The organism is Leptospira ognonensis (assembly GCF_004770745.1).
Lineage (GTDB): Bacteria > Spirochaetota > Leptospiria > Leptospirales > Leptospiraceae > Leptospira_A > Leptospira_A ognonensis.
This window is the reverse complement of record NZ_RQGD01000002.1, coordinates 21,303-48,038: the sequence shown is the minus strand read 5'-3', so window position 1 is coordinate 48,038 and position 26,736 is coordinate 21,303. Positions and strand designations below refer to the sequence as shown.

General features: G+C 40.7%; 23 protein-coding genes. 6 read left to right on the top strand and 17 right to left on the bottom strand.

Annotation, left to right across the window (positions count from 1 at the left end):
• Positions 1–83: 83 nt before the first annotated feature.
• Genes EHQ58_RS00340 through rplM form a run of 5 tightly spaced genes read right to left on the bottom strand, consistent with a single transcriptional unit; the run spans position 84 to position 5,489 of the window.
• Positions 84–581, bottom strand: coding sequence for a YajQ family cyclic di-GMP-binding protein (locus EHQ58_RS00340; RefSeq protein ID WP_135621351.1), 498 nt, complete (start codon positions 579–581; stop codon positions 84–86).
• A complete protein-coding gene (gene alaS, locus EHQ58_RS00335) occupies positions 581–3,346 on the bottom strand; it encodes an alanine--tRNA ligase (protein WP_135621350.1) in 2,766 nt (921 codons plus the stop codon). The genes EHQ58_RS00340 and alaS overlap by 1 nt, the downstream gene beginning before the upstream one ends.
• Positions 3,347–3,395: 49 nt before the next feature.
• The gene (locus tag EHQ58_RS00330; RefSeq protein ID WP_342776188.1) at positions 3,396–4,595 is read right to left on the bottom strand and encodes an MFS transporter; all 1,200 of its coding nucleotides are present in this window, start codon (positions 4,593–4,595) and stop codon (positions 3,396–3,398) included.
• A 40-nt stretch (positions 4,596–4,635) separates the two neighbouring features.
• A complete protein-coding gene (rpsI, locus tag EHQ58_RS00325; RefSeq protein WP_135621348.1) occupies positions 4,636–5,031 on the bottom strand; it encodes a 30S ribosomal protein S9 in 396 nt (131 codons plus the stop codon).
• Positions 5,032–5,036: 5 nt separating this feature from the next.
• Positions 5,037–5,489: a 50S ribosomal protein L13 gene (gene rplM, locus EHQ58_RS00320; RefSeq protein ID WP_135621347.1), complete on the bottom strand. Its 453-nt coding sequence runs from the start codon at positions 5,487–5,489 to the stop codon at positions 5,037–5,039.
• Positions 5,490–5,563: 74 nt separating this feature from the next.
• On the opposite strand from rplM, the gene thiL reads away from it, so the two are divergent.
• A complete protein-coding gene (gene thiL / locus EHQ58_RS00315) occupies positions 5,564–6,478 on the top strand; it encodes a thiamine-phosphate kinase (protein ID WP_135621346.1) in 915 nt (304 codons plus the stop codon).
• Between the two features lie 44 nt (positions 6,479–6,522).
• Here the strand turns inward: thiL and EHQ58_RS00310 are convergent, their stop codons facing one another.
• Together EHQ58_RS00310 and pcnB are read right to left on the bottom strand one after the other, a co-directional pair.
• On the bottom strand, positions 6,523–7,779 hold the full coding sequence (locus EHQ58_RS00310) for a hybrid sensor histidine kinase/response regulator (RefSeq protein ID WP_135621345.1): 1,257 nt from the start codon (positions 7,777–7,779) through the stop codon (positions 6,523–6,525).
• A 247-nt stretch (positions 7,780–8,026) separates the two neighbouring features.
• Positions 8,027–9,565 carry a polynucleotide adenylyltransferase PcnB gene (pcnB, locus tag EHQ58_RS00305; RefSeq protein WP_246046990.1) on the bottom strand — a complete coding sequence of 513 codons (1,539 nt, stop codon included), beginning with the start codon at positions 9,563–9,565 and terminating at the stop codon, positions 8,027–8,029.
• A gap of 65 nt (positions 9,566–9,630) precedes the next feature.
• Between pcnB and EHQ58_RS00300 the strand changes: the two genes are divergently transcribed.
• Complete coding sequence (locus tag EHQ58_RS00300) at positions 9,631–10,635, top strand: M23 family metallopeptidase (protein WP_135621344.1); 1,005 nt, start codon at positions 9,631–9,633, stop codon at positions 10,633–10,635.
• On the opposite strand, the gene EHQ58_RS00295 is transcribed toward EHQ58_RS00300, so the two are convergent.
• Positions 10,632–13,193 carry a SpoIIE family protein phosphatase gene (locus tag EHQ58_RS00295; protein WP_135621343.1) on the bottom strand — a complete coding sequence of 854 codons (2,562 nt, stop codon included), beginning with the start codon at positions 13,191–13,193 and terminating at the stop codon, positions 10,632–10,634. The genes EHQ58_RS00300 and EHQ58_RS00295 overlap by 4 nt on opposite strands.
• Positions 13,194–13,229: 36 nt before the next feature.
• Entirely contained in the window at positions 13,230–13,679 is a 450-nt protein-coding gene (locus EHQ58_RS00290) for a DoxX family protein (protein ID WP_135621342.1), read from the bottom strand.
• A 127-nt stretch (positions 13,680–13,806) separates the two neighbouring features.
• Here EHQ58_RS00290 and EHQ58_RS00285 point away from each other — a divergent pair, with 127 nt between their 5' ends.
• The gene (locus tag EHQ58_RS00285; RefSeq protein ID WP_135621341.1) at positions 13,807–14,733 is read left to right on the top strand and encodes a prolipoprotein diacylglyceryl transferase; all 927 of its coding nucleotides are present in this window, start codon (positions 13,807–13,809) and stop codon (positions 14,731–14,733) included.
• Entirely contained in the window at positions 14,730–15,557 is an 828-nt protein-coding gene (locus EHQ58_RS00280) for a crotonase/enoyl-CoA hydratase family protein (protein ID WP_135621340.1), read from the top strand. The genes EHQ58_RS00285 and EHQ58_RS00280 overlap by 4 nt, the downstream gene beginning before the upstream one ends.
• A 5-nt stretch (positions 15,558–15,562) precedes the next feature.
• Here EHQ58_RS00280 and EHQ58_RS18670 read toward each other — a convergent pair whose 3' ends face one another.
• The gene (locus EHQ58_RS18670) at positions 15,563–15,721 is read right to left on the bottom strand and encodes a hypothetical protein (RefSeq protein ID WP_167883490.1); all 159 of its coding nucleotides are present in this window, start codon (positions 15,719–15,721) and stop codon (positions 15,563–15,565) included.
• A gap of 81 nt (positions 15,722–15,802) precedes the next feature.
• Here EHQ58_RS18670 and EHQ58_RS00275 point away from each other — a divergent pair, with 81 nt between their 5' ends.
• The gene (locus EHQ58_RS00275; RefSeq protein WP_135621339.1) at positions 15,803–16,654 is read left to right on the top strand and encodes a tetratricopeptide repeat protein; all 852 of its coding nucleotides are present in this window, start codon (positions 15,803–15,805) and stop codon (positions 16,652–16,654) included.
• Entirely contained in the window at positions 16,651–18,477 is a 1,827-nt protein-coding gene (locus tag EHQ58_RS00270) for an AAA domain-containing protein (RefSeq protein ID WP_167883489.1), read from the top strand. The genes EHQ58_RS00275 and EHQ58_RS00270 overlap by 4 nt, the downstream gene beginning before the upstream one ends.
• Positions 18,478–18,489: 12 nt before the next feature.
• Here EHQ58_RS00270 and EHQ58_RS00265 read toward each other — a convergent pair whose 3' ends face one another.
• The 7 genes from EHQ58_RS00265 to EHQ58_RS00235 form a co-directional block, all read right to left on the bottom strand.
• Positions 18,490–19,143: an adenylate/guanylate cyclase domain-containing protein gene (locus tag EHQ58_RS00265; RefSeq protein ID WP_135621337.1), complete on the bottom strand. Its 654-nt coding sequence runs from the start codon at positions 19,141–19,143 to the stop codon at positions 18,490–18,492.
• 113 nt (positions 19,144–19,256) lie between these two features.
• Entirely contained in the window at positions 19,257–19,772 is a 516-nt protein-coding gene (locus EHQ58_RS00260) for an Lsa16 family lipoprotein adhesin (protein ID WP_135621336.1), read from the bottom strand.
• A gap of 12 nt (positions 19,773–19,784) precedes the next feature.
• Complete coding sequence (locus EHQ58_RS00255; protein ID WP_135621335.1) at positions 19,785–21,035, bottom strand: hypothetical protein; 1,251 nt, start codon at positions 21,033–21,035, stop codon at positions 19,785–19,787.
• A gap of 8 nt (positions 21,036–21,043) precedes the next feature.
• Positions 21,044–21,646, bottom strand: a complete 603-nt coding sequence (locus EHQ58_RS00250; protein WP_135621334.1) for a c-type cytochrome — start codon at positions 21,644–21,646, stop codon at positions 21,044–21,046.
• Positions 21,646–22,209 (bottom strand): DUF3341 domain-containing protein, encoded by a 564-nt coding sequence (locus EHQ58_RS00245; RefSeq protein ID WP_135621333.1) that lies wholly within the window; start codon positions 22,207–22,209, stop codon positions 21,646–21,648. The genes EHQ58_RS00250 and EHQ58_RS00245 overlap by 1 nt, the downstream gene beginning before the upstream one ends.
• Before the next feature lies 1 nt (position 22,210).
• Entirely contained in the window at positions 22,211–23,584 is a 1,374-nt protein-coding gene (nrfD, locus tag EHQ58_RS00240; RefSeq protein ID WP_135621332.1) for an NrfD/PsrC family molybdoenzyme membrane anchor subunit, read from the bottom strand.
• Between the two features lie 17 nt (positions 23,585–23,601).
• Entirely contained in the window at positions 23,602–26,724 is a 3,123-nt protein-coding gene (locus EHQ58_RS00235) for a Fe-S-cluster-containing hydrogenase (protein ID WP_210412763.1), read from the bottom strand.
• Between the last annotated feature and the right edge of the window lie 12 nt (positions 26,725–26,736).

Below are 26,736 nucleotides of genomic sequence, written 5' to 3'. Positions count from 1 at the left end.
AAAATATCGGTCGTTTCGGGACATAGCACAGAAAAAAAACGAGTCCCGAAACTCAGATAGAATGCTTGAGAAGGAGGAAACCATCATCCTTTAAAATTCGTAAAATTCGCGTCAAAAGGAAAATCGGCATTCTTTACCAGCTGCATCACATCCTGCAAATCATCTTTCTTTTTTCCTACGACCCGTACAGAATCCCCTTGGATGGTCACTTGGACTTTCAATTTTGATTCCTTGATGAGGTTTGTGATTTTTTTTGTTTGTTCAGGACCAAGTCCCGTTTGGATCTTTACCTTTTGTCTGACTGTTTGGCCAGTTGCTGTCTCGACTTTGCCTTCAAAATCAAAGGCACGCAGGCTGATCCCGCGTTTCGCCATTTTTGTAGTGAGGACATCGATAACCTGTTTGATCTTGATCTCATTTTCAGAGGTAAGGATGAGTTCCTCATCTTTCAATTTGATTTCTGAGTTAGAACCCTTAAAGTCAAATCGTGTGCTGATTTCCGTCATTGCTTGTGCCACTGCATTTTGCAATTCGGGACGATCAATTTTTGAAACGATATCGAACGAAGGATCTTGAGCCATTATTTGCCTCCAAATTTTTGCTTTAATTCCGTAACTGCCAGTGCGATGGCCTCATCCAGCTTTTCTGGATTTTTGCCGCCACCTTGGGCCATATCAGGTCGCCCGCCACCCTTTCCCCCAAGAGTCTCCAGAGAAAGTTTTAATAGATTCCCACAATGTACTCCCTTGTCATTCAGCACCTTATTGCACATATAGACAAGAGTCGATGTATCACCTTCCTTAGAGCCGAAAAGACAAACGACGGTTTCTACTTTCGATTTGATGGAATCCGCTAAGTCTTTTAGAGATTTTGCTTCGACTCCATCAAACAGGCGTTTCACGACGGTTATCCCACCAAACTCTTCTTTCGATTGTAAGATGCTTTCAACAAGTTCCGGATTCAATTGGAAAGAAAGGGCTTCCTTCTTTTTTTTCTCTTTATAAAGTAAGCTTAACTTTTCTTCTAAAGACTCTTCCAATTTTTTCTTCAATTGACGAAGTTCAGTGACCGCTACCGTTTTTTTCGTTTCAAAAAGTTCTTGGATTTCTTCGGGAGCTGGGATTTTGTCTAGGATGCCAAAAGATTTTAAATCACCGTATATTTCTTTTGCATTCAGATTATAATCTTGAACTTTTTCAGCTAATACCTGAAAGGCGGATTGGAAATAATCCACTACGGAATCACCACAAATGGCTTCAATCCTACGACTCCCAGCACCAGGGCTTGCTTCTTTTAGGATGGCAAAATACGCGATTTCGCCAGTATTGGAAACATGTGTACCGCCACAAAATTCTTTGGAACGGTCTCCCATCCCGACCACACGAACCAAATTTCCGTATTTTTCATCAAACATAGATAAGGCTCCAGAAACCTTTGCCTGCTCAATCGGCAAAACTTCTGTTTTTACAGGAATGGATTTCGAAATAGCCTCGTTTACATCAAATTCAATCTTTCGAATTTCATCTTCGGTCAAACTTTGTGGGTGGGAAAAATCAAATCGTAAAGATTCCGGAGATACGACAGATCCTTTCTGGCTGACATGATCACCCAGTGTCCGTCGCAACGCTCCGTTGAGTAAGTGTGTTCCCGAGTGGTGGTTGGCTAAATTCTGCCTTCGCACAGAGTCTACCTCAGATGAAACTTCCATTCCCGCTTTTATTTCTCCACGCATGACAAGTCCAAGGTGTAGAAAGGTATCATTTTCTTTTTGTGTGTCTTGGACTTGGAATTGGAAATTGTTCGTTTTTATATATCCGATATCACCAAGTTGTCCCCCACCTTCAGCGTAAAAAGGAGTTCGGTTAAGAACAATGACTCCCTCCTCCCCAACGTTTAAGGAAGAAACCTGTTTCCCTTCTTTAAATAGATACAAAACGCTCGCCTGCGACTTTAACTCCGAATACCCAAGAAATTCTGTTTTTAAGTTTTGAGTGTCTGAGATTCCTGTCAGGTAAGTTTGCTTTTTCCCCTTCCAACTCGCCCGAGATAGATCTCTATCTTTATTTAGTTCCTGCTCAAATTCCTTTTCGTTAAAACTAAATCCCTTCTCAATCACAAGTTCGCGAGTCATCTCCATAGGAAAGCCATAAGTTGAATATAAGCGGAAGCTCTCATTGCCCCTAACATCCGTTTTACCTTCCGATTTCAATCTCTGAACCAAAGACTCTAATTCTTCTAGGCCCACTTCGAGTGTATTTAGGAATAGCTCCTCTTCTTTCTGAATGACGCTTCGAATCTCTTTTGCCCGAGATTTTAATTCTGGGTATCTTACGGAATAAATCTCCGTTAACTTATCCACAAGTTTATATAGAAAAGGCTCACTGATTCCCAGTTTTCTTGCAAAAAGCGAAGCTCTGCGGATGAGCCTTCGGATCACATAGCCGCGGCCAGTCCGATCGGGATAGATGCGATCCCCAATGGAAAAAAAGACGGAGCGTGAATGGTCGGTAATCACACGAAAGGAAACCTTTGTGGATTCATCATATTTTTTTCCACAAAGGGTTTCAATGGATTGTATGATGTTCTTTAATTCGTCCGTGTCGTAAACGGAATCCACTTCTTGGAGTAACATGGCCACTCTTTCAAGACCTGAACCCGTATCAATACCAGTCTGTTTCAATGGCAATAATTCACCTGAAACAGTCTGATTGAATTGATTAAAAACTAAATTCCAATATTCTAAATAACGATCACAGTCACAACCTGGCTTACAATTTGGATTGTTTCCACAATTTGGTCCGCCCTTTTCTGGCCCTCTGTCTAAATACAATTCCGAGCAGGGACCGCAGGCACCACTGTCTCCGGCAGGTCCCCAGAAATTGTCTTTCTTACCAAGCCTGACAATTCGCTCTTCTGGAACACCGGCTGCCTTCCAAATTTCTTTTGCTTCATCGTCATCTAGGTAAATCGTAACCCAGATTTTCTCCAAAGGGATTTCTAAGTGATTTAAGGAAAAATCTAACGCAAATTTAATGGCTTCTTTCTTGAAATAATCTCCAAAAGAGAAATTGCCGAGCATTTCAAAAAATGTGCAATGTCTTTCTGTTTTCCCGACAACTTCCAAATCCGTAGTCCGAACACATTTTTGGATGGAAGCCGCTCTACGATACGGTAATTCTACGGCACCTGTAAATAAGGGTTTAAACTGGACCATACCCGCAGTTGTAAAAAGGAGCGTCGGATCCCCAGTAGGAATGAGGCTGGAAGAAGGTACGATCGTGTGTCCCTCCTTCAAAAAATACTCTGTATAGAGCTTTGCAATGTCCTGAACTGACTTAGATTTCATACACTTACAGAGATTTCGTTCTGGGCTTGGATAGCAAGGAAATTAGAAATCAACTCTCCCTCAATTCAGAATAAAGAAAGTAACTGAAAAAAGATAAAAACGCAAAAAAGATTCCCAAACTTAAAAAAGCATTTGGGATACCGATGAGATCCCCCAAAAAAGCTGATCCTAGCCCCGAGACGGCGGGAGTAAATTGAAAACAAACGGTATAGAGCGAGAGTAATCTTCCTCGAATCTGGTCATCCGACCTCTTCTGTAAAAGTGCGGGCATCAGACTCGAAATGACTCCCCCAGAAACTCCGAAGAGAAATAAGAAAATGGAAGTAACAGATGCTAGAAAAAATGGCACGATTCCCAAAAATAAAATCGAGGAGAGAAAAAGAAAACCAAGTAAGAATTTTCCTTTGTTCTCTAAGTGATGAAAAATAATCGTGAGCACCCCCCCGATAAAAAGCCCAGGTCCAAAGGCAACGAGAACGGTACCTCGTGCAAGTTCACCGAGTGCGAGTGTCTCCTTTACATATTTAGGAAGCAATACTTGGATGGGACCAAGCGCTAGCATACTTAGAATAGAGACATATAATACCTGTCGCGAGACACGATCCTCTCTTAAAAAATGAAGGACTTCAGAATAATTCCATTTTTTTATCTCAGACTTAACAACATCGACCTTCAAAAAAAGAGCGGAGCTAACACTAACAAGATGCATGCATCCCAATGTAAAAAATAAGTTTTTAAATGACCCAGATTCTTTAATAGCGCCGACAAGCAGCGGACTCATTCCGAAACAAAAAATGGTTAACAAATTACCTAGAATCGTATGAAAAACAACTCGATGAGTATGTGCAATGTCTCTGAGGATAGACATTCTTCCTGGTAGAACTGTAGTTAAACCGATACCATTTAAAAAAGCGAGTATGAGAAGGTAATTTGGGTGTAGGATTAGATCTTCTAAAAAGAGGACAATCAAAAAACTAACAACCGTATGAATGGATTGAAAACTTAGCAAAATCCACTTTTTAGAATAACGATCTAATAAATACCCAGTATACAAGAATATGATGGGAAATGGTAAAAATAGAAAAAAGAAAACCAGTCCCGAAAATCCCTTCATTGCCGATAGCGTTTGGCTAAAGATGACGAGGCTATAAAGAAAACTGCTTCCTGCAAGGGAACCTATCGCGAAAGAAATATAAAATAGAATGAGATTCATACGCTTACGGTCCTGTAGATAAAAAAAAAGCCTCATAAATGAGGCTCTTTCAACTAAAAAAAAGAGGATAGAAATCTTAACGTTTCGAGAACTGAGTTCCTCTACGTGCTTTGTGTAGACCGTATTTTTTACGTTCCACCATACGATTGTCTCGTGTGAGAAATCCCTCTTTTTTAAGTGCTGGTTTAACTGCTTCATTGAAAGCAACGAGCGCACGAGCCACAGCGTGACGAATCGCCCCTACTTGCCCAACAATGCCACCACCACTTACATTTAGTAAGATATCAAATTTATCACGAGAATCTAAAGTAAAAAGTGGCTCAAGTGCTCTTCTTACTAAATGCTCTCCATTTCTGATGTAATCATTTACATCTTTGTGATTCACTGTGATTTTTCCTGTGCCAGCAGAAATTCTTGCACGTGCAACAGATGTTTTACGACGGCCAACTGCCCAAATCGCTTTTTGTGCCATATAAATTATTTTAACTCCAATTTGAGAGGTTTTTGCGCGCCCAGATCATGTTCTGCGCCAGCAAATACACGACAATTACGTAACATTTGGTCACCAAGTTTTGATTTTGGTAACATACCCTTTACTGCTTCCATAAGAACTCTTTCAGGGTTTTCTTGGATCAATTTATGAAAAGGAATCGCCGTCATACCACCTGGGTAACGGGAGTGGTGGTAATAGATTTTTTGTTCTCTTTTACGACCAGTTACATTTACCTTCGCGGCATTTATAATGATGATATTATCTCCACAATCTTGATTGGGAGTAAAAGTTGCTTTGTGTTTTCCACGAAGACGACTTGCGACTTGGCTAACCAGTCGTCCGAGTGTCTTATCACTTGCATCCACAACAAACCACTGCTTCTGAATTTCTTCTTTTTTGAGTGAAGGAGTCTTGTGGGGTTTAGACAATAGTTCCATAGGTACGAGAATTCCTCTTTTCTGTCAGGATTTTCGGTTTTCACGGCGGGTCAAACAAATTTATTGGAGTTACTTTGAAGGAATCTGAAGTCATCCATGCCTTTTTTAAAGGTCAAATCCCACCCGATGATGACTGTCATTTTATCCTCCCCAACCAGCTCGTCACCACCGATTCCCTGGTAGAAGGGACCCATTTCTTACATGATTGGTCCTCTCCCGCTCAATTAGCAGAAAAATTGATTGAGGTAAATGTTTCGGACATTGCAGCTTCGGGCGGTTTACCTGAAATTTGTTTTCTCAATTTGGGACTGTCCAATCTCTCCAAAAAGGATGAATGGGTAAATGACTTTAGTAACGCTTTTCGAAAGAAATTAAAAACTCACAAAATGAAACTGGTTGGTGGTGATACATTTTTTTCCAAAACAACCCACCTAACGTTAACTGTGATTGGGACTTGTAAGTCTCATTGGACAAGAAGTGGTGGAATCAATGGAGATTATCTATATTTGACTGGCCATATTGGAGATTCCGAACTGGGACTTCAATGTCTAAAAAATCAAACAAAAGGGAAAGAGTTTCAAAGAGCCATCAAGAAGCACCTAACACCAAGATCACGATCTCGATTAGTTGAATCTTTGCATAAATTCCAGATCCATGCCTGCATGGATTTAACCGATGGACTCATTCAAGATTCTCAAAGATTAGCTTTTGCGTCCGGAGGAGAATTAGAAATAGACATGACATCCCTACCCATTTCAAAAATTGCATTCCAACAATTAGGTTGGGATGGAGTTTTAGGATCGGGAGAAGAGTTGGAATTAATATTTCTCAGCAATTCTATTCTTCCTAAAGAAATCGACCGTGTAAAAATAACAAAGATAGGTTCATTCACAAAATCCTATATAAAACGAAAAGAATCATCTCTCGTTCGATTTTTAAATGGAAATCAGATTTATCATCCGAAAAAAATTGGTTACTCACACTTTTAAACTGATCTTTTCACGCGTTTTTCTTCAGATCGCGTAAAGAAATTTTAAACAAACGGAAATTTTATCTTAAATTCTACTTTCCCTTTTGATTCGGTATCCAAATGATCAATTAAATTTCTGACGTTAATTGATCCTCCAAATTTTACGACTGTCTCCTTTACTAAACTTAATCCTATCCCAAAGTCTAATGTTTGATATGCTTCATATATATTTTTATTTAACCGAAAGAAAGGTTCAAATATCAAGTCATGGTATTCTTCCGGTAAGACCTCCCCTACTCGATTATCGTCGTTCATAGGGTTTATGATCGAAATTGAAATTTCCTTTTGGTCAAGATAGATTAGAATAACGATCTTACTCGTTTGAGGCGAAAATTTCATTGCATTGAGCAAGAGTTCCTTAATTATTTTTTTAAAGAATGTTTTCTCCCATAAAATTTGTTTATTATATGAGTATTCCGAATTAGGAATTCCAATGCTCAAACTCTGATTTTTTATCGCTAAAAAGGATTTCAGATCTTTCGGGAGGCTATCTAGTTCTGAAATGAGTTCTTTAATGGTTCCTTGAACGATAGACACGCGACCAAAAATTACGTCTTCAATCTCCGTGAAGGCATCAATTACTTTTTTTGCGTAACTCGCGTTATCTTCCAAAATCTCTAAGATTTCTTTTTGTAAAATGTGATTTCCGAACTCATCTTTTTTTGTGGCTTGGATGATCCCGATGAGTTGAAGCAGGATACCAAAGCCAGCTCCTTGCGATAAGCTAGCTCTAAGTATGTGGAAAAGGTTTTTATGTAAAGCACTTGAATCGAAATTGTCAGCTTCCAGTTTTCGATTTTTAAAATTATACCAATCGATTAATTTTTCTAATGAAATGATACGTTCTTTCTCATAAATACTTTTCTGATAATCAGAATCACTTTTGGAAAGATGATATTCAACTTTTGTGAGTAGGATTGAAGGAGTAACAGGTTTAATGATATAATCCTGAACGTTCTCGCGCATGACTTCAATAATGGATGCGGGATCAGAATCTCCCGAGATTACAATAATCGGCATACTCTTACTCAGCTTTCTTGTCTGTTTAATCAGATCTAAACCTTTACCGTCGGTGAGTTGTAAATCGGTAACCAGTAAAGATGCTCCATGATTAGAATTTTTGTTCAACCAGTCCATGGCACTTCTCAGCCCAGAACAAGTTACGATTTGATATCCCGATTTTCTGAGCGAACTTGCGTAGAGTAAGGAACTTGTAGGATCGTCATCAACAATGACAACGGTTGTTAATTGGTGATTCAAATTCACTCCTGTCGATGCAGAATTAGACAGCGGAAGGAAAAGAATTACAAGTCAAAAAAAACGCATTTTCTTCCCGTTTTCACTGACTTGTACTTAATAATTAATGATTTTAATAATTTTTAAAATCCTAATATGCAAAAAAAGAAATTAAGGTTAGGCAAAATACTAGGCTGATATTTGGAAAAATGCCCTCGCCAAACGCAATCATTTGGCCGAGGGTCGTGGTCGATTTTAAGTCACAGAGAACTCAAATTTCTGTCGAATCTTCTTTGTCCTTATGTTCTCTCGTTTTTTCCTGCCTTTCGCGATTTTGATTATGATAATCATTTCGCTTTGGGCGTTCTTCCGTCTGAGACCCAGTGTTCGCTTCCAAACCAGACGATTCTGCAGAATTCTGATCCTCTGGCTTACCTTCTCGATTCGGATGAGGTCGACTTCCTCGTTGTTTCTTTCTGGGAGGTCTTTTCTTTTCTTTTTTCCGAGCTTGCTGTTGCCCAAATTGGTGAGAATCTGCCTTAGGCCTTTGTCTAAGAGAAATTTCCCAGAAAAAAGCAGATTGGACAGCAGCATCATTTTCTTCAGCAATCGAAACAATCTTATACACCATAAAGGCATCATAGAAGTAGTCTTTCTTCTTGAAGAATGTATTCTGTCTTTCCCTTTCATCATCCGTAACTAGAAATCTAGGTTGGCTGATAAAAACTTTGATCAGATTTTCTTGTTCCCGTTTTGGGATGCCCATTCTTTCAAAAGCTGGCATTAACGCCTCTTTGATGCTATGCGCTAGATGTCCTGATTCTGAATGCAGCACATCACTCACCAAATCGTAAAAGATCAACGAATAAAAAATCGCTGGTGTCATTTCCTCTCTGGCAGCTAGTAACTTGTCTGTTATCGCCAAACGTTTTCCGAGTGGTGTCTCCAGAAAATGCTCACGCCATTCGGGATCATTTTTTTTCAAGCGATCAATTACATCTTTGAAAAGAACTTCGAACAAATGATTTTCTGCGAGGCCCTGAAAGATAATGGATGTTTTCCAAGTTCGGAACATCTTATTATATTCTTCGAGTAATCTCGCTGAAGAGGATTTTTCGATTTCTAATCGGTTTTTTTTGATCGCCAGTTTCGTCTTCTTCTCAATGTCGAGTCCGAGTAGTACAGAGAACTTAACAGCTCTTAGCATACGAACAGGATCTTCTTTGAAGGAGATGTCAGGATCGCCGATCACTCGGACAATCTTTTTTTGAATGTCATCAAATCCGCCAACGTAATCTAAGATAGAATCGTTTTTTGGATCATAGAACAAGGAATTGATAGTAAAGTCGCGTCGTGCCGCGTCTTCCTTTGCTGTCCCGAAGGAATTGTCTCTTTTGATTAAATAATCGTTTTCAGCCTTGTGTTTCTCTAACCTATGCTCGGGGAGTGAGCGGAAGGTGGAAACCTCGATGATCTTTCCTTTAAAAATGATATGGACAATTTTAAATCTTTTGCCAATGATTCGGCAATTGTTAAAGACTCTTTTGATCTGGTTTGGTGTGGCGCTGGTAACGATGTCAAAATCTTTAGGTCGTTTACCCATCAGGAGATCCCTCACGCCCCCGCCCACAAGGTATGCCTTGTAGCGAAACTTGTTCAAACGATTGATGATTTTGATAGCATCTTCATCAATGTTTGTACGGCGTATGGAGTGGGTCTCTCTGTAGTATCTCTTTCCCTCGGGATACATCAAAAAGGAATCGACAGAGTCGGCTTTCTTTCGGAAAAGAGAAGTGAGAAATTTAAACATATTCGATTCGTCCACTTTCCCCTAAAAAAAGGCTTGGGCAAGTAAAAATTGGCATTTAGATCCCATTGGCAGAAACTTACGTAACAACCGCCTACGAAAGGCTACTGATCTCCCTTTTACGCTCCAAAAAGCGATTCTTACGTCTTTTGGAGGCTAGTAAGAGCAAAGTCAGCTTCGTTCTCATCCCAAATGATGAAAAAGCCCTCCTCCAAATTGAAATCTCGATTGGAATGCTTGTTTTTTTATCCAGTCTGGCGACGTTTCTTGTAGGTCTTTCCCTGACATTTCTCATTTATTTCTCCTTTTTGTACGAACCCAACCGTTCTTTGGAAAAAAGAACAGAGACACAGCTCATCTCCTTTTTATTCTACGACCTACTTTCCAATGACCTAACAGAATCTGTGCAGGATTTGGAATCTGCCACAGAATCTTTAAATCTTCTCGCTTGGGACCAAATTCCGGAGAAGGAAATGATCACCCAAGACTACCTACTCAAAGAAGAGTTTGCCAAAGATGATGCCGAACTTGAGTCGAATTTGAATTTATACAAGCAGGTAGTAACCACCTATACGGAGTTTGGTGTAAGGCTTGGCAACCTTGTCCCAAATTTTCAAAATGCCATCGATTACCTCTCTATGCGGGAGAGTATTTTCTACTCCATGCCTAGGGGAAGGCCTCTCAAACCGGGAGTCGGTGTTGTCACTTCCACCTTTGGGTATCGAAGTGATCCTTTTGGTATCCTTCCTGTGGGAGAATACCATTCAGGGATCGACTTTGCTGCGGGAGAAGGAACTCCCATTTATGCAACGGGGCCTGGTATCATCGCAGATGTGGATGCCGCGGCAGGCGGTCTTGGTCGGTCTGTGCGAGTGAATCATGAAAATGGTTTTTTTACTTTGTACGGCCACTGTTCACAGGTACTTGTCACTCCTGGCGATAGAGTCAAACGTGGTGACAAGATTGCTCTAGTCGGACAAACGGGTAAAGCCACTGGAGCACATGTGCATTATGAAGTTAGGATCGGTTTGGATGCACCCCTTGATCCCGAAGAATATATTAACTTAGATTAGTTTCCTTTTGAAGCGGAAATCAATTTTGTTTTTCTAGCAAACTTTAAATAGGATGTTAATTGTAACATTCGTTTCCCTTTTGGATCCGTCCTTCTAATTTCTTCCAAAAGATCCTCAGCTCGTTGGAAATTTTTTAACTTTATATGAATAAAAGATAGTTTCAATAAGGAGTCAGTATTTTCTGTTTCACGAAGTCGAACACGTTCTGCCATGTCAGCTGCGTCTTTAAAATCACCTAGGTGTTGCTTAGCTCTCGAGGCAAGAAACAATGCCTTGTTTTCGAGTGGGAACAACTTGACGATGGTTTCGCAATGTACATAAGCCGAAGTAAAATCCCGCTTACGAAAGGCAAAAAATGCTTCCTTCCATAGAACATGTAGCTCTGCATTTTGGGTTTCTTCTGGAACATACTCAATTCTCAGCAAGGAGAGATCATCCGTTAAATCTCCATAGTCTAAAATGCGATCTGCAATTAGATTTAGATTCCCCTTTCCTGTTTCCACAAAACTTAAAAACTTAGTTTCGTCTTCATTGATAATTTTTTTAGAATCACTTGCCTCGGAAATCAAAACATCATCCCTTCCGTCTGAGCCTGAAATGACTACATCTCCAGGTTTCAATTGGAAGATACGAACACTTAAATGCCCTTCAGGTATTCGTATACCTAACTTTCGGAGCTGCATTTCTTTATCTAGGAAACTCGCAATGCCGTCTCGGTAAAGAACGAGGCTAGGATGTTCTGCATTGATATAATAAACGTTACCCGAATCATCCTCTACGAGTCCGAGAACGAGCGATACGAGCATACTACCGTCAAATGTTTCAAAAACTTTTTGTAATTCTAAAAAAGAATTTTTTAACCATCTCTCTGGATATAGATTTGAGGCATCAAACGTCATTTTTGTGCGCTCGATGATGGCAGCAAAAACAGAACCTAACACGAGCACTCCTCCTGCTCCTTGGATTGATTTACCCATTGCATCTGCATTGACAAATACGGTATATTCCCTACCTTTCAATAGAAGTGAGTTTGTAACGCAAAGATCTCCCCCGATTTCAGAATTCCATTGTTTAAATTGGAATTTCTTTTTCTGACGGATCCAAAATTCTATTTTTACATTTTTACTTTTATATAAATTAGAACCCAAAGGTCTGAGTAAAAGGGAAGTTAAAAAATAATCTCCATCTTGTTGGGCTTTGAGTTCTTTGACGCTATCTAAACTTTTAGAAAGTTCCAGAGTTCGCTCTTTTACTTTTCTTTCTAATGTAATATTTAGAATTTCTGTTTGGCGGTGGATTTCTGTAAATTTATCCGCAAGGACCGTCGCAATTCCTAAGATATAAATGAAAAATGCATATTTTGAAAATGCAAACCCAGAATTAAAGACCAACGAATCAAATATGTCAAAGACAGCCGTCATGATCAGTAAAATAGTTCCAAGCATCAAATTCCGGGAATAGTTCGCGTTTTCTTTGACTCCGCGTATCAACGAATAGATGATTGATGGTAGTGCAAGGAGTATTGCCACGCCTTGCCAAAACCTAAGGATAATTTCGCATAAATAAAGAGGAAGAAATATGGTAAGGATAGAAATTACTAAGTGAAAATAAAAAAGATACTTCTGAAATTTAGATGTCTTGTTAAAATAAAAATAGGAAAAGAACTGAAAAAATGAGGCAAAGAATAGATATAAAACAATGAGTTCAATTTTCTGAGTCCATACAGAGTCTAAACCAAGCTCGAAAATTTCATTGGATCTTGTAAAAAAATAGATGCCTGCACCAGAGGAGACACCTCCAAAGAATAAATTGTATTTTTCTTTTTTGCGCTTTCTGAATAAGAATAAGTGATAAATTCCAACAACGATATAAACGAGTATAAGTGCAAGGGAGATTCTATCCTGGGTTTCAAACTTTAACTCATCATAAACTCCAATCGTATATCCGCGTGTAAGATAAAATCCAGTATGATCATATTTTGGATCACCAGCAATTTTTATCAACAGTCGATTTGCTTTTTGTTTTAATGTATTTTTGGGAAGGTGATATACAACACCGCGCACTGTGCGATGCTTAAGTATTTTACCATCACGAATCTCACCTTCGCTCGTTACGAGTTTACCATTTAAAAAAATTGAAAATACTTCACCAATCTCTCCGAATCGAATGCCAATACTCTCATCTCTAGCTAGCAAAGCTTCTGGGATATCAAAGACAGTGGTAAGACTATACTCATGTAAGGGAGCTTCACTTTCAAAATATTGCCCGAGCCAGATGGGAAAATTGGAAACATCCTTCCATTTTTCATCAGGCGCAAATTCATGAGTTACAAAGTTTTCAGAAAAACGATCTAAAATTTTCCAATGTCGCGGTGTACAGTCTGAACCAATGCAGATTTCCGTAAGGTCTACAGTTGCCTGGGAAAAAAGTACCGAGGAGGGCAGTAGAACCAAACATAAGAAAAAACCGATCGTCCGATGAAACATGTAATAAAGAATGGAAAAGCGACCGAAGGGTTTCGTCAAATCAAATTCAATAAGAAGACCGAAGCTACTCATTTGATAGCTTCGGTCCAACCATTAACGTAGATTAGATTACTTCAATAGAGTCAGAAGAAAGGAGTCAACAGAATATGCTCCACCACCAGAAATTGTCAAAGCAATCGCAAGACCGATCGCAAGAATGTGAAATTCCATTCCCTCGCCTTTTTGAGCTCCAAACCAATTAAGGAAAAAACCATTCGGCTTGTGTACAAGCAAGGCAGCACCTAACATAATAATGCCAATGGATACAGCGGTAAATTTTGTTAAGAGTCCGAGGATCAGAGCGACCGACCCGAAGGATTCACCAATGATCACAAGAAATGCAATCACTCCAGGCAGCCCGGCTTGTGTTGTAAAATAACCATAGGTGCCTTTAAAACCGTAACCTCCGAACCAACCCAAAAGTTTCTGAGCTCCATGAGGAAAAATCACAATACCGAGTGTCAGCCTCAGAATGAGCGGCACGAGGCTGTCTGTTGTGGATAAGAGTGTTTCTAACATATAAAATCCTTTAATTTAAGATGATTTAATATTAAACTATCTAGCCCTCAATTGTCAAGCAATTTATCTAAGTTTTCTCCATGAAATTCTCCTTTCCACAAGACTAAGCCCCTTTTAGCCTATTCGTATGCTAGATCGGATTCCAATACCTAACCCATTCGGATGGGAAGGACTTTCAACTTTTAGTCTTCTCATGATGCTTGCATTTCTTGTAGGCTCCTACCTTCTTCCTCGCGAACTGACCCGAAGAAAACTCGAGCCAGCCCACTCAGATTGGCTGATCTTTCTCGGGATTCTCGGGACTTTGATCGGTGCTAAGATCTTTTTTATTTTTGAAATTTGGGATCAGATCTTTATTGATGTTCCAGGATATGACGGTAAATTTACTTACCCTCTCACCCACTTCGACGGCTTTCCTGGTCATCCTGGACTTTGGTCTTCTCTCTTCAGTGGCGGAGGTCTTGTTTTCTTTGGAGGTCTTCTTTTTGGACTTTTATTCATTACACTCTATTTTAAATATTTCAAATTAGATACGGGAAGTTACATCGATGCGATCGCTCCATCTATGAGCATCGGTTATGCGATCGGAAGATTAGGATGTTTTGTCAGTGGTGATGGTTGTTATGGTTTTGCAACGGATGCTCAAATCCCATTCTTTGTGTTTAATTTTCATGGTGCTCATCCCTCAGGAGTTCCCGTTTGGAATACACCTGTCATGGAATCAATCATGGCTTTTGGCTATTTTTTCTATTTCCAATACTACGCCAGATTCCAAAATTTTAAGAAATGGAGTCTTGCCGCACAATTTTTTATGATTCATGGTCTTGCGAGACTTCTCATTGAATTCTTGCGTGTCAATAAAGCAGTGATTCCATTCACAACACCCCCGCAGCTTGTGAACATTCCAGATGCCAGTGGAAATCCAACCTTCCTTACGGGCTATTATTGGCATGGATTTTCCCAATCACAGTATATCTCCATTGCTCTGATCCTTGCTGGGGCATATTTTTTTATTAAAGGCAGACTCTGGGAGAAAGAGGCAAAAACAACATGAACGCTTATCCATTCTTTGAAATCGAAATTCAAAAAAACGTTGCTATCATTTACTTAAATCGGCCTGAAAAAAGAAATGCCATGGACTGGAGTTTTTGGAGAGATCTTCCGTTTGTGATTGAGGAAATCAATTCCGACCCGTCGATCCATGCCTTTGTCATCGCGGCTCGTGGGAAATCCTTTTCCACTGGGCTTGATCTAGACAATTTTTTTAGCGAATTCAAACATATCGTACAGGGTGAGTTAGCTGATGGAAGAGAAAAGTTATACGAACTTGTGCTTCTCATGCAAAAAGGGATCAACGCAGTCTATGATTCAAAAAAACCATCCATTGCTCTCATCCAAAAACATTGTATCGGTGGTGGACTCGACTTAATCTCCGCATGCGATATTCGGTATGCATCCGAAGATGCAAGTTTTTCGCTTAGAGAGGCAAAGGTAGGTATCGTGGCAGATATGGGTTCCTTACAGAGACTCCCCGCCATCATCGGGCAAGGAAATACCCGTGAGCTTGCATTAACTGGTAAAGACATTGATGCGAAGGAAGCTCTTCGAATGGGACTTGTAACCAAAGTTTTAAAAACGGATACCGAGCTACTGGAAGAAGGATTGAAGGTTGCGCATGAAATTGCAGAAAATCCTACGATCGTGATTCGAGGTGTAAAACAAGTTTTAAACTTTGGTGTTGGAAAATCCTTAGAGGATTCTCTCAATTATGTTGCGGTGTGGAATGCGGGAATGCTCGACTCCCGCGATTTCCGAAATGCCATCCAAGGTTTTAACGAACGAAAACGTCCGCTATTCAATTCAGACACTAGAAAATAAAACTTTTAACAGTAAACGTCTAGCAAACGTTTCTGAGTGGCTGGTTGCCCAACCTTGTCTTCCACAGCAATTTTCATGAGCTTTTCACTCAGTTCGTTATTTGCTTGGAAGATTTCTTTAGGTAAATTTACGATCGCAGGGAGGCTCGAACCGATTGTGACCATATTGACTCTCCTTTTGGATTCTTTAATCCCTATTCTACTCATCGGTCGGCACCATATTTCCTTTAGGAATTTTAAAGAAAAATGAACCTTTTTTTCCAAAACATTCGAAAGGCCAAAAGTTTTGAGGAAAAAAAAGAATTTACGAGGGCTTTCAATCTATATTCAGAATCAGAACGATACACCGCAGACATCCCTTCTAGGATTAAAATCAAATCCAAAATGGCATGGTGCCAACACTCAGTCGGAAATCCCAGAGAAACAGAATCACAATTCCAAGAGCTTCTGGAAAAATACTCCGAGCACCCGCTAAGCATAACTCTCTATTCTAAATACCTTATAAAACTTAAAAAATTTAAAAGTGCACGCATTCAGTTAAAAAAAGGAATTCAATTATTTCCAAATTATCTCGAGTTTTATTTAATCTTAGCATCACTTCTTAAGAGTATGGATCGATCCGAAGAATCTATCGAGACTTTAAAAGAAGCACTGTCGCGTGAGTCTCTCACAAAAGGTAAAGGGATTAGAATCAGTGATATTTGGTCGGAACTGGGTTCTCTATTTTTTTACAGAAACGATTATAATTCTGCTCTCGCCTGTTTCAAAAAATCGCGAAGCCTAAGCTCCGAAAATGAATTTTTTCATTTCGATATGCTTTCACAATGTTATTTAGAGTTAGACGATCCCGAAAATGCCCTCAAGGCAATTGAGTCATTTATCATTTACCAAGGTGATGTTTCTCCTGAGATCCTAATTATTCTCTCGCGCGCAAAGTGCCGACTCGGTTTTATAGAGGAAGCGAGCCAACATTTGATTCAAGCCTATTCCTATGAAGATTCTCTCCAACTAAAAGGTCATGAAATGATCGATTTTGCTCCACTTCTCCGAAATGGTTTTTTCACAACCTTAGAAAACATTGAATGGGAAGACGAATGAAAATTCCATTTGAAAGGCTCGATGAAGAAATAGCAGCAGTCACATCTGCCCTTGAAACGGAAAGATTACTTGAAAGAGAATACTACCAAAACTCCAAGCGAAATGAGAAAGAACGGATCCGAGGATTACAACTCGAAGAAGAAGTTTACATAACAGGAGAAATTTGGAGAATTCACTTTACTTCCCACAACCCACTCTCTGGTTGTTCTTTTATCAAAAATGGATCACCCGTATTACTAGAGTCAGGTGAATTCAGCTTAGTTTGTCAGGTCTTTAGATCAACTGACAAGACAATCATTTTGCAATATAAAGGTGAAATAGAGATACCAGATAACGATACATTTCAAGTATCACCCTGGTTCTCCGAATCTACCTACACTATTTACTTCGATGCCATTGAGAAAATATCCTTAAAGGAAGAAAAACGGGCTCGAAATCTATTGGCCTGGATACTAGGTTACCATGCGAATGAAAAACCGAGTGTTCCCAAATCCTCAGTAGATCTAAGTCAATTAGACAGGATTCTGAACACGCAAGACTATCTTTTTATCTTTGGCCCGCCTGGTACAGGTAAAACCACCTTACTTGTAAATGCGATAGCTGAGTTACGTAAGGCAGGAAAAACCATTCTAGCTCTCACTCCTACAAATTTTGCTTGTGATTATCTCGTCGAATCTTGTGTAAAATCACAAATTACACCTGTTCGCCTTGGAGTATCCGCTAAAATAGGACCGGAAATCCAAGAGTATATGCTAGAGAGTTTGATAGAAAACTCTGAGGAACAAAAACAGGTATTGGAGTGGCGAAAGGATTACAAGCAGCTGATCAAAAAAGCAAAGTCTTGGAAACGAAACTTTGATAGAGAGGATCGAGACGAAAGGAAACAATTGTATGTAGAAGCGAAAGCATTACAAAAATCCATAGACACCCTGTCCAAAACAGCTCGAATGCAAATTTTAGAGAAAGCAGATGTCATCATCTCAACCTTTGTACCTGCTTGGAATTTCCATAAGGAAGGCAAACGGTTCGATTATGTGATCATAGATGAGGCAACACAAGGTATCGAGCCTGCATTTTATTTGAGCCTTCTCCTTGCCGATAAAGTGATCTGCGTGGGAGATCCCAAACAACTTCCACCGACTCTAAATGCCAGCGATTCTATCTTGAGCGAAACTTTTTTAGAAAAGGGCATATCTCGCGATGATGGCAATCGAACTCTTTATCTTGATAAACAGTATCGAATGCCTGAAGAAATCCTCAAATTTTCAAATATCGAATTTTATGAAAATAGGATTAAAACGGAAAAGAAAATAGCAGGACATCCTACCTTACTCCCTCCTTTCGAAAAAAATTTGGTTTGGATTGATACTGCCGGTTCAGACGCAGAAGAAAATTACGAAAACGATGATCTTTCCTGCTTCAACCAAATGGAAATCGACTTGATCCTGAGCCTGTTTAACGAGGAAAGTTCGTTTGCGAATCTAGCCATCCTCTCTCCTTATCGAAAACAGATTCAACTACTGACTTCATCCTTCAGAGATAAATTTCCTAAAGTCATTCCCCCGATCATCCAAACGATAGACTCCTTCCAAGGAAGAGAGGCGGAGACAATCATCCTTTCCTTTGTTAGGACCAATGATACTGGAGAAATTGGTTTTTTGAAAGACTACCGTCGACTCAATGTTGGACTCACGCGAGCAAAAGAAAACCTAATATTAGTCGGTAACTCCGTGACACTGTCAGAAGATAAACGATACCATCGACTACTCTCACTCGTAAAAGAAATCGGCGAATATAGATCTATTTTCGAATTTCTTTACTAATTGAATTCTATATTATAAAACCACCCACTTGGAATCTTCTAAGGAATAAACCAGCTTATAGGCTGCATCACTTCCAGGTGGCACGTCCTCAATAGGCGTAAAGTCAAAATCCGTGTTTTCCTCGGCATTGTCTTTCACTGCCTGCGTAACAAGTATTTCCCATGCCTTAGCAGTGTCTTCACCTAACTTTGATGCAGCGTTTACTTCGGCTCCATAAACATCTGTATCCCCTATTTTTAAAATCCTACCATAACCAAGTCCCACACAAAGCAAAACATCTTCCTCGTCCGGCTTGTCAGCATTGTATTTATTCACTGTCTTTTGCATCTCGATCGCACAGTGAATGGCTTTGTTTGTATTTCGGAATAGAACGAGAAAGCTATCGCCTTCATCTTTCAATAAGATGCCATCATGCTTATCGACGACAGGAATGAGAATGCGCTGAGATTCATAAATCGTTTGCAAAAAATGGATGATTCCAAATTTTGCAACTCCTCTAGAAAAACCAGAAAGGTCAGTAAACATGACACACCAGGTTTCTCCAAACAAATCCCAAATTCGTTTATCGATGATATCTTTATCGGCAATCCCTCCCATTCTTTCCTCGAGGAGTTTTTCCAATCTTTCTTCAGATGCTGATGTGGCGATCGTTCGTTTTTGTCCCATTTACTAGAACTAAGCCTTGGTTTCAAAAAAAGTCAAAATGTATTTACAAAAAAAAAAAACCCGAGCGCTTCCACTCGGGTCTGATCCAAACAAAACCTACTACCGACTCGCGTTTAGTTTTGTTTCAGTGGCGTGCTGTGAAGGAAAGGAACTTCTTCCATTCCCTTAGTTAATTCACCAATTGGAATTTTATCCTTCGGTAAACTTTTGAGGCTATTGTATTCATAGCCTTTTGGATAGTGCTCTTTATCCTCAGGGCTATAGAAATACGCGTATTCTTTCACTAGATTTTTCGAGTATCGCCAAACGCTCATCTCTGGATTCTGATTCACGACCAAACATTTTGGACTCATAAATCCTTCTTTTTTGGCTGTTTGCACGCGAATGAAATCTCTTGGAGCCCAAACGTTGTGGTTTCTATTTTCGAATACCATCACGACAGTTCCTACCGGAACAAATTCAGCAACTGGTGATTTTGCATCTGCTGCTTCGTAAAGAGGAACATAAAAATCTGTCGAAGCTTTATTGGTCTTGGAATCGCAAAGTTTATGCCAAGTTACTTCTGCTTTTTTGGAACAGCCAATCATCCCGAAGGAAGCGATTAATATTAATGCTATTGATTTTTTCATGTATAACCTAACCTATTGGTGATGGTGTAGACATTCGTCTAACCTTGGATCGCCTACCGGAACAAGGCTGTGTTTTTCCAATTTCTTGAAAAGAAAGAGTCCAAAAAGACCAATCGTTCCCACTGTCCCTCCAAAAGCTAAGACAAAATGGACCAAAGATATTTTCTCGAAACTCGCTGGAAAAACTAACCAGAACAATTCGAAAAACTGAACAAAGAAAATCCAAAGTGCCATCTTCCAAAGGAAATTAATATTTCTTTTGTTCGGACGATTGAGTAATAATAAAAACGGAATCACAAATTTGATGAAAGGAAGTGCAAGCGTTGTATAACCCCAACCACCAGTCATTCTCATCTCATAAAAGAAAGTTTCTTCCGGAATGTTAGCATACCAGATCAGCATAAATTGTGAAAACCCTACGTAGGCCCAAAACGTGGTGATCCCAAGTAAAAATTTACCAATGTCATGGATGTGGTTGTCATTCACTGCCTCGCCGTAATAACCATTTTTCTTTAAAAGGTAAATGACGAGGAGATACGAAGCAAGACTTGTTTGAAAGGCACCTGCAAATGCATATACTCCAAACATAGTCGAAAACCAGTGCGGGGATAGAGACATGAGCAAATCAAAGGAGGAGAAACTCCAAGATAAGGCAAAAAACAAAATGAACCCACCGGCAAATTTCGCAAGAGTTTTCGTGGTCATCACTTCCTTGTCTTTATCCTGAGAAACGGACTTGGAGTGAAAGATGTAAGCGAATAAAGACCAACCTGCGATAAAGAAAATGGTCCTTCCTACAAAAAAGGAAGGATTCAAATAACCACTTTTGTGGTGGATCAAATGGTCATTTTCTCTTACTGTTGCATCTGCCCATTCATAGAGGTCATGCATCCCGAAAAATACTCCGATGAGAAGTAATCCTGCGATCGGAGCAAAAAGACCATAGGTTTCAAACAATCGTCTTACCGTGACAGACCATTGTGATCCCGTGATGTGTTGAATGGCTGTGAAAAAGATTCCAGTAATCGCCAGTCCCAAAACAAAGTACGTTGCCACAAGAAGAACGTGAAAACCTAAGTTTGTATGGTGCTGATGCCCTGATGCATCCATATGTCTGGAAGTCTCATGCCCGAATCCTAAAAAGGAAACAAGGATACTTACGATACCAACCCCGATCATGGCAATGAGAACATTGCGCAGATTAGCTGGTAGCTTAAATTGGAGAAGATTAAGATCTAACTTTGCTGCTTTGGTCGCGCTCATAGTATTTCCTAGTTAGCCTGGCTAAGTTTTTGGTTCTTCGCGTCGAATTCTTGCAATTTTCTGATGTATGCAATGACTCGCCAGCGATCCTGGGGTTCGATTTGGTAAGCATAACTTCCCATTCCACCGCGCCCCATCGTAATGATGTGATAGATTTGACCATCTGTATACGTTTTGCTATTTACGAGAGATCCAACTAAGGCTGGAGGGCTTTGTGCAAAACGCGGTGCAGGACCGACAACTGTTCCATTACCCGCACCACGAACACCATGGCAGGGAGAACAATAGGTTTGGTAACGCTTTTCGCCAATCATCAAATCACCTAGACTCGCCTTCGCAATCGGATTTTTTAATCCTTTGTCCGCACCTGGCAGTGCATCTTGAGTCAAAATGTTCGTATAAGGATACGGATAGTAACCCACGGGAATGGAACCTTTCGGAGGGATACGACTTGCGGATCCATTGCTCGCAAAAGAATCTGCTTCTTGTGACTCTCGAGCAGGAGAATCATACATATTGGGAAAGTATTCCCAAACAGGAGTTTTATAATCGCAATTTGCCAAAGAAAGGAATGGCAATGCGAGTAACAATCGTAAAGAATGTTGATTCATTATTTATTCTCCGGTTTAACAACGGTTACTTCAGCGCCACCGAGGCTCTTAATGAACGAAACCACTTCTGACTCATTATAACCTTTTGCTGATTTCGGAATCCAGAGTCCAAACCTGTGCGAAGTAAAATCTTTATGTAAGATTCTACGACTCGCTTTCGGAATGGCACAAAGGTAAGCAAGAGCTGCAACTGTATAAATTCCCGCACAGAACACAGTGATCTCAAAAATGATCGGCACATAGGCAAACCAAGCGTTGAGAGACTTTCCTGCGATGTTCATAGGCCAGTCATAAGCATGTGTTAGGTATTGAAAAGATGTTCCGATGACACAGCCAAAAAGGCCAGCGAAGAACGTGATCCAAGGGAGTCCTGATCTAGGAGTTCCCATCACTTCGTCAATCCCATGAACAGGATATGGAAGCAAACAATCAAAACCTTCGTAGTCTTTTTGTTTTGTTTTTTCAGCAGCAGAGAGAATTGCTTCGGGAGTTTCAAACACTCCAAAAACGCCCTCGTCTGTTTCTTTGTATTTATGAAATTGTTCGAGTTTAGGAAGATACATATTAGTGATGTGCTCCTTCTTTCGCAGGCATTACAGTTTTCACTTCAGCGATCGCAATCATAGGCATGATCCTGACCCATAGTAAAAACAAGGTGAAGAAAATTCCAAACGTTCCAATGAGCATAGCATAGTCGAACATCGTAGGAGTATACATAGCCCAGCTAGAGGGTAAAAAGTCTCGGTTGAGGGTCATCATGATCACAAAACGCTCAAACCACATACCCACGTTGACAACAAGGGAGGCGACAAACATCACAGGAATATTGTAACGTAATTTTCTGAACCAAAATACTTGGGGACTTAAAACGTTACAAGAAATCATGATGAAGTACGCCCAGCCGTAAGGCCCGAAGGCACGGTTTACGAAAGCAAAACCTTCATATTCATTTCCAGAATACCAAGCGATGAAAAACTCAGTTCCATAGGCAAGACCCACAATGAGACCGGTTGTCATCATGATTTTGTTCATGTTGTCCAAGTGTTTCATGGTGATGTAGTTCTGGAGGTTAAAGACTTCCCGAGCAATCACCATAAGTGTGACCACCATCGCAAAGCCCGAAAAAATCGCTCCCGCAACGAAGTAAGGAGGGAAAATCGTTGTGTGCCAGCCAGGAAGGATGGAAACAGCAAAGTCAAAGGATACGATCGTGTGCACCGAAAGAACGAGCGGAGTTGAGAGTGCCGCAAGGATCATGGCTACAATCTCTAAATGAGACCAAGATCTAGCAGAACCAACCCAACCAAAGGAGAGAACATTATAGAGATTTTTTCTCCATGTTTCTGTCGCTCTGTCTCTCAGTGTGGCAAGGTCAGGGATGAGTCCCAAATACCAGAAGACCATGGATATGGAAAGGTAAGTCGAAACCGCAAATGTATCCCAAATGAGTGGGGAACGAAAATTCACCCAAAGAGGTCCCCTTTCGTTTGGATACGGGAAAAGCCAAAATCCAAGCCAAGGACGACCTACGTGTAAGATAAGGTTCGATGCAGCAACTAGCACGGCAAAGATGGTCATGGCTTCAGCGGCACGGTTGATACCGGTTCTCCAGCCTTGGCGGAACAGGAATAAGACGGCAGAAATCAGAGTTCCCGCGTGACCAATACCAATCCAGAAGACGAAGTTTACGACGAAAAATCCCCATCCTACCGGGTTATTGATCCCGAGGAGATAAAGACCTTCATAAAATAAATACCCAATGACGCAAACGTCAATGAGCGTAATGGTTAAAACCAGGGAAAACGTATTCCACCAAAGTTTTGTGGGAAAATCCTCATTTGGTTTCGCGATATCTACAGTGATATCTTTTAGATTCCGCCCGCCTGTTACCAGGTCGGGGATATCTAGTTTATCACGGACTGCTTGTGCTAAAGACATATAAGCTTTCTCCCTAGTTAAACGTTGTTTCTAACCCGAGTTAAGTAACTAACTGCAGGTCCGATGTTGAGGTATTCCAAGAGTTTGTAGGATCTTGGATCTTTTAGAAGTTTCGCTACTTTCGATTCTGGATCATTTACGTTTCCAAAAACAATCGCACCTGAAGGACAAGTCTGTTGGCAAGCAGAGACTGCTTCTCCATCTTTCAAAGTCCTACCCTCATTTTTAGCGTTGATTTTTGCTTCCGCCACTCTAGACGCACAGAAGTTACATTTTTCCATAACCCCTCTAGATCTAACGGTCACTTCTGGGTTCAGTCCAAGGTTTCTTGGAGGTGTCGCCTTAAATGTGTAAGTGCTTTCGCCAAGTAGATTGTGCTCGTTCCAATGCTCTAACCAATTGAACCTTCTTACTTTGTACGGACAGTTGTTCGAGCAATACCGAGTTCCCACGCAACGATTGTAAACCATATCATTGGTTCCTTCCGTGCTGTGAATGGTTGCAGCAACCGGACAAACAGTTTCACAAGGAGCATTATCACAATGCTGGCACATAAGCGGTTGGTGAGCGATCTCAAGTGATTCTGGTTTTTCAGGATCACCAATATAATATCTGTCAATACGCAGCCAATGCATCTCTCGACCCATTCTAACTTCGTCACGACCTACCATAGGAACATTGTTTTCAATATTACAAGCGACCACACAGGCTCCGCAACCCGAACATTGTGTTAGATCAACTGCCATCCCCCATTTGTAACCTGGGTAGGCAAATTGACTTCCTGGCTGGTCAGAAGGAGCATTCGCGCCTTGAGCACGTGTTAGTTTCCCATCGATTAAGATTTTTGGAATCTCGGGTTCCGGGATATTGGCGCTTGGGTTTTTGGCAAACTCTTGCAGTTTCGCTGAAATGATGAGTGGTCTTTCTTTCCACTCTTTCCCCATCATCACACCTGGAGTCATCATATGGTGATCTTGGGTTGTCGCGAGTTTGTATTTTTTACCTGTTGGCGTGAGCGTGATCGGAAGGCCTGAATAAACAATGTTTCCGTTGGCTACTGCCGCTAGAACGTTTGCATTTTTGCCGACACTGTTTCCTACTCCACCCACGGCCGTCCTTCCGTAACCTAACGCAATGCCAACGGCTTCTGCATGAAGACCTGGTTGGACAAGTGCGGGAAGATCAAAAGATTCTTTTCCGACTTTTACGGTCACAACGTCATTTAATTTGATGCCCGACGAACGTGAGAATTGTGGACTGATGGCCACATAATTGTCCCAGGTCACTTTGGAAACTGGATCTGGAAGTTCTTGGAGTTGGGAGTTGTTCGCTCTTTCCCCATTGGCAACGCCGACGTTTGTATAGAGCGAGAGAGACAGTCCAGACTTAGTCGGAGCAAGAGGCGCGATGGAACCTTTGAACCCTCGGGCACCTTTGTCTGCTTTCGAATTCCCCGAAACAAGGACTCCTGTTCTGAGAAGGTCTTCCCAATTTGTCTTTTTGGAATATTTACTTTTTAAATAATCGTAATACGATTTAGCACCTGCTAATGTTCCACCAGCCCAAGAGATGAGACTGTCCTCAAAAGCACGTGAACTAAACAGTGGACGAATGGTTGGCTGTTGGATGCTGACAATACCTGCAACGGCTTCGGAATCTCCCCAAGATTCAAGGAAATGGGAAGAAGGTGCCAGCCAATTGGAAGCAAGGGCTGTTTCATCCGCCCGGTCAGAAACGGAAACCACTCGAGCCGCCTCGTGCAGGAGTTTTTTCCACTCACTACCGTTTGGCGCTTCGTAGACTGGATTCACGCCGTAAAGTACAAGCACGCCAACGGATCTCTCTTTCAGAGACTTCGAGAGATTTGCTAGGTTCAATGCATAATCGGATCGCCCTTCTTTCCGAAAGTTACCGGCATCAATCGTCTTACCGTCGTTACCGAGCATACTATTAAGCATATTCACTGCTATCTGTAAGTCGATCGCATCTTCTGTCTCGGCACTTGAGCCACCAGAAATTACCAAGGATTCACCTTTAGCGGATGCTAGAGCTTTTGCTGTACGTAAAACTACGTCTTTAGAGATACCAAGTTCGGCGATCGACCGGTCAAGATCAAGACCGCTCACACCCGTCGCTCCACCAACACCTAAATCAGAAAGCGCTCTCGCAATCACGAGGGCAAATTTTCTTTGGTCTCCAGGACGAATCGGGACTCTTTGGTCAGCATTCGTTCCTGTCATGGATGGATGGGTTTCTGCAGCGATGAAAGTATTCACAGTTGCTGATTTTCCAGAAAGATTTCTTCTTTTGGAAAAATCACCATGGAAACTAACATTTGTTAAAAAATCACTATCGATCGAAAGAATCACCTTCGCCTTATCAAAATGATAATTTGGTAGGACAGCTTTTCCGTAAGATTTCTCTTGTGCAATCGTGATCGCATCATCAGAAGTTCCGAATGCAATTTCTAAGTGACGCCCTCCACCAACTGACTTTAAAAATTCGTTTACTAACTCTTTTGAAGAAGGAGAAGTAAGCGGTTTCGTAACAATGACCGTCTTGCCTTTGTTTGCTTGCAGGGATTCTTTGACATCTTTGTCTAATACGAACCAGTCACTCGCCTTTGGCTTTCCTTCGATGATTTGCTGTGGTTCTTTCGCTCTGTCTGAATCATAAAGATCAAAAATAGAAGCTTGTCCTGATGCACAAAGCGCACCTTTCGAGAGAGGATGGTTTTCATTTCCTTCAAGTTTTAATGGCCTCCCATCACGAGCCTTGACAACTACCCCACAACCAACAGAACAACCACCGCATACAGATGCATAGTGATACGAATGTCCGTGTTTGACAAAGTCGTATTGCTCAACTTCATCTTTCTCATTTTTAAAAGTTAAATTTACATAGGGGACGATTTTTTCAGCAGGCTTTGGAATGCAACCAATGGTCGTCATAACAGCCGAAGCACCCATAAATTTTAAGAAGGATTTTCTGTCAAAATCGCCCTTCTTGATTTTTGCAATCAAAGGATCCGGCGAAGTATAAAATTCTTGTTTCGTGAGTTGCTCTTCGCGTGAAGTTCCGCGCAACTCGTAAGACTGCCAATGAGCCTTTTTTTCTTTTTGGAAGTTGTCGTCTTTCATCATATAATTTAG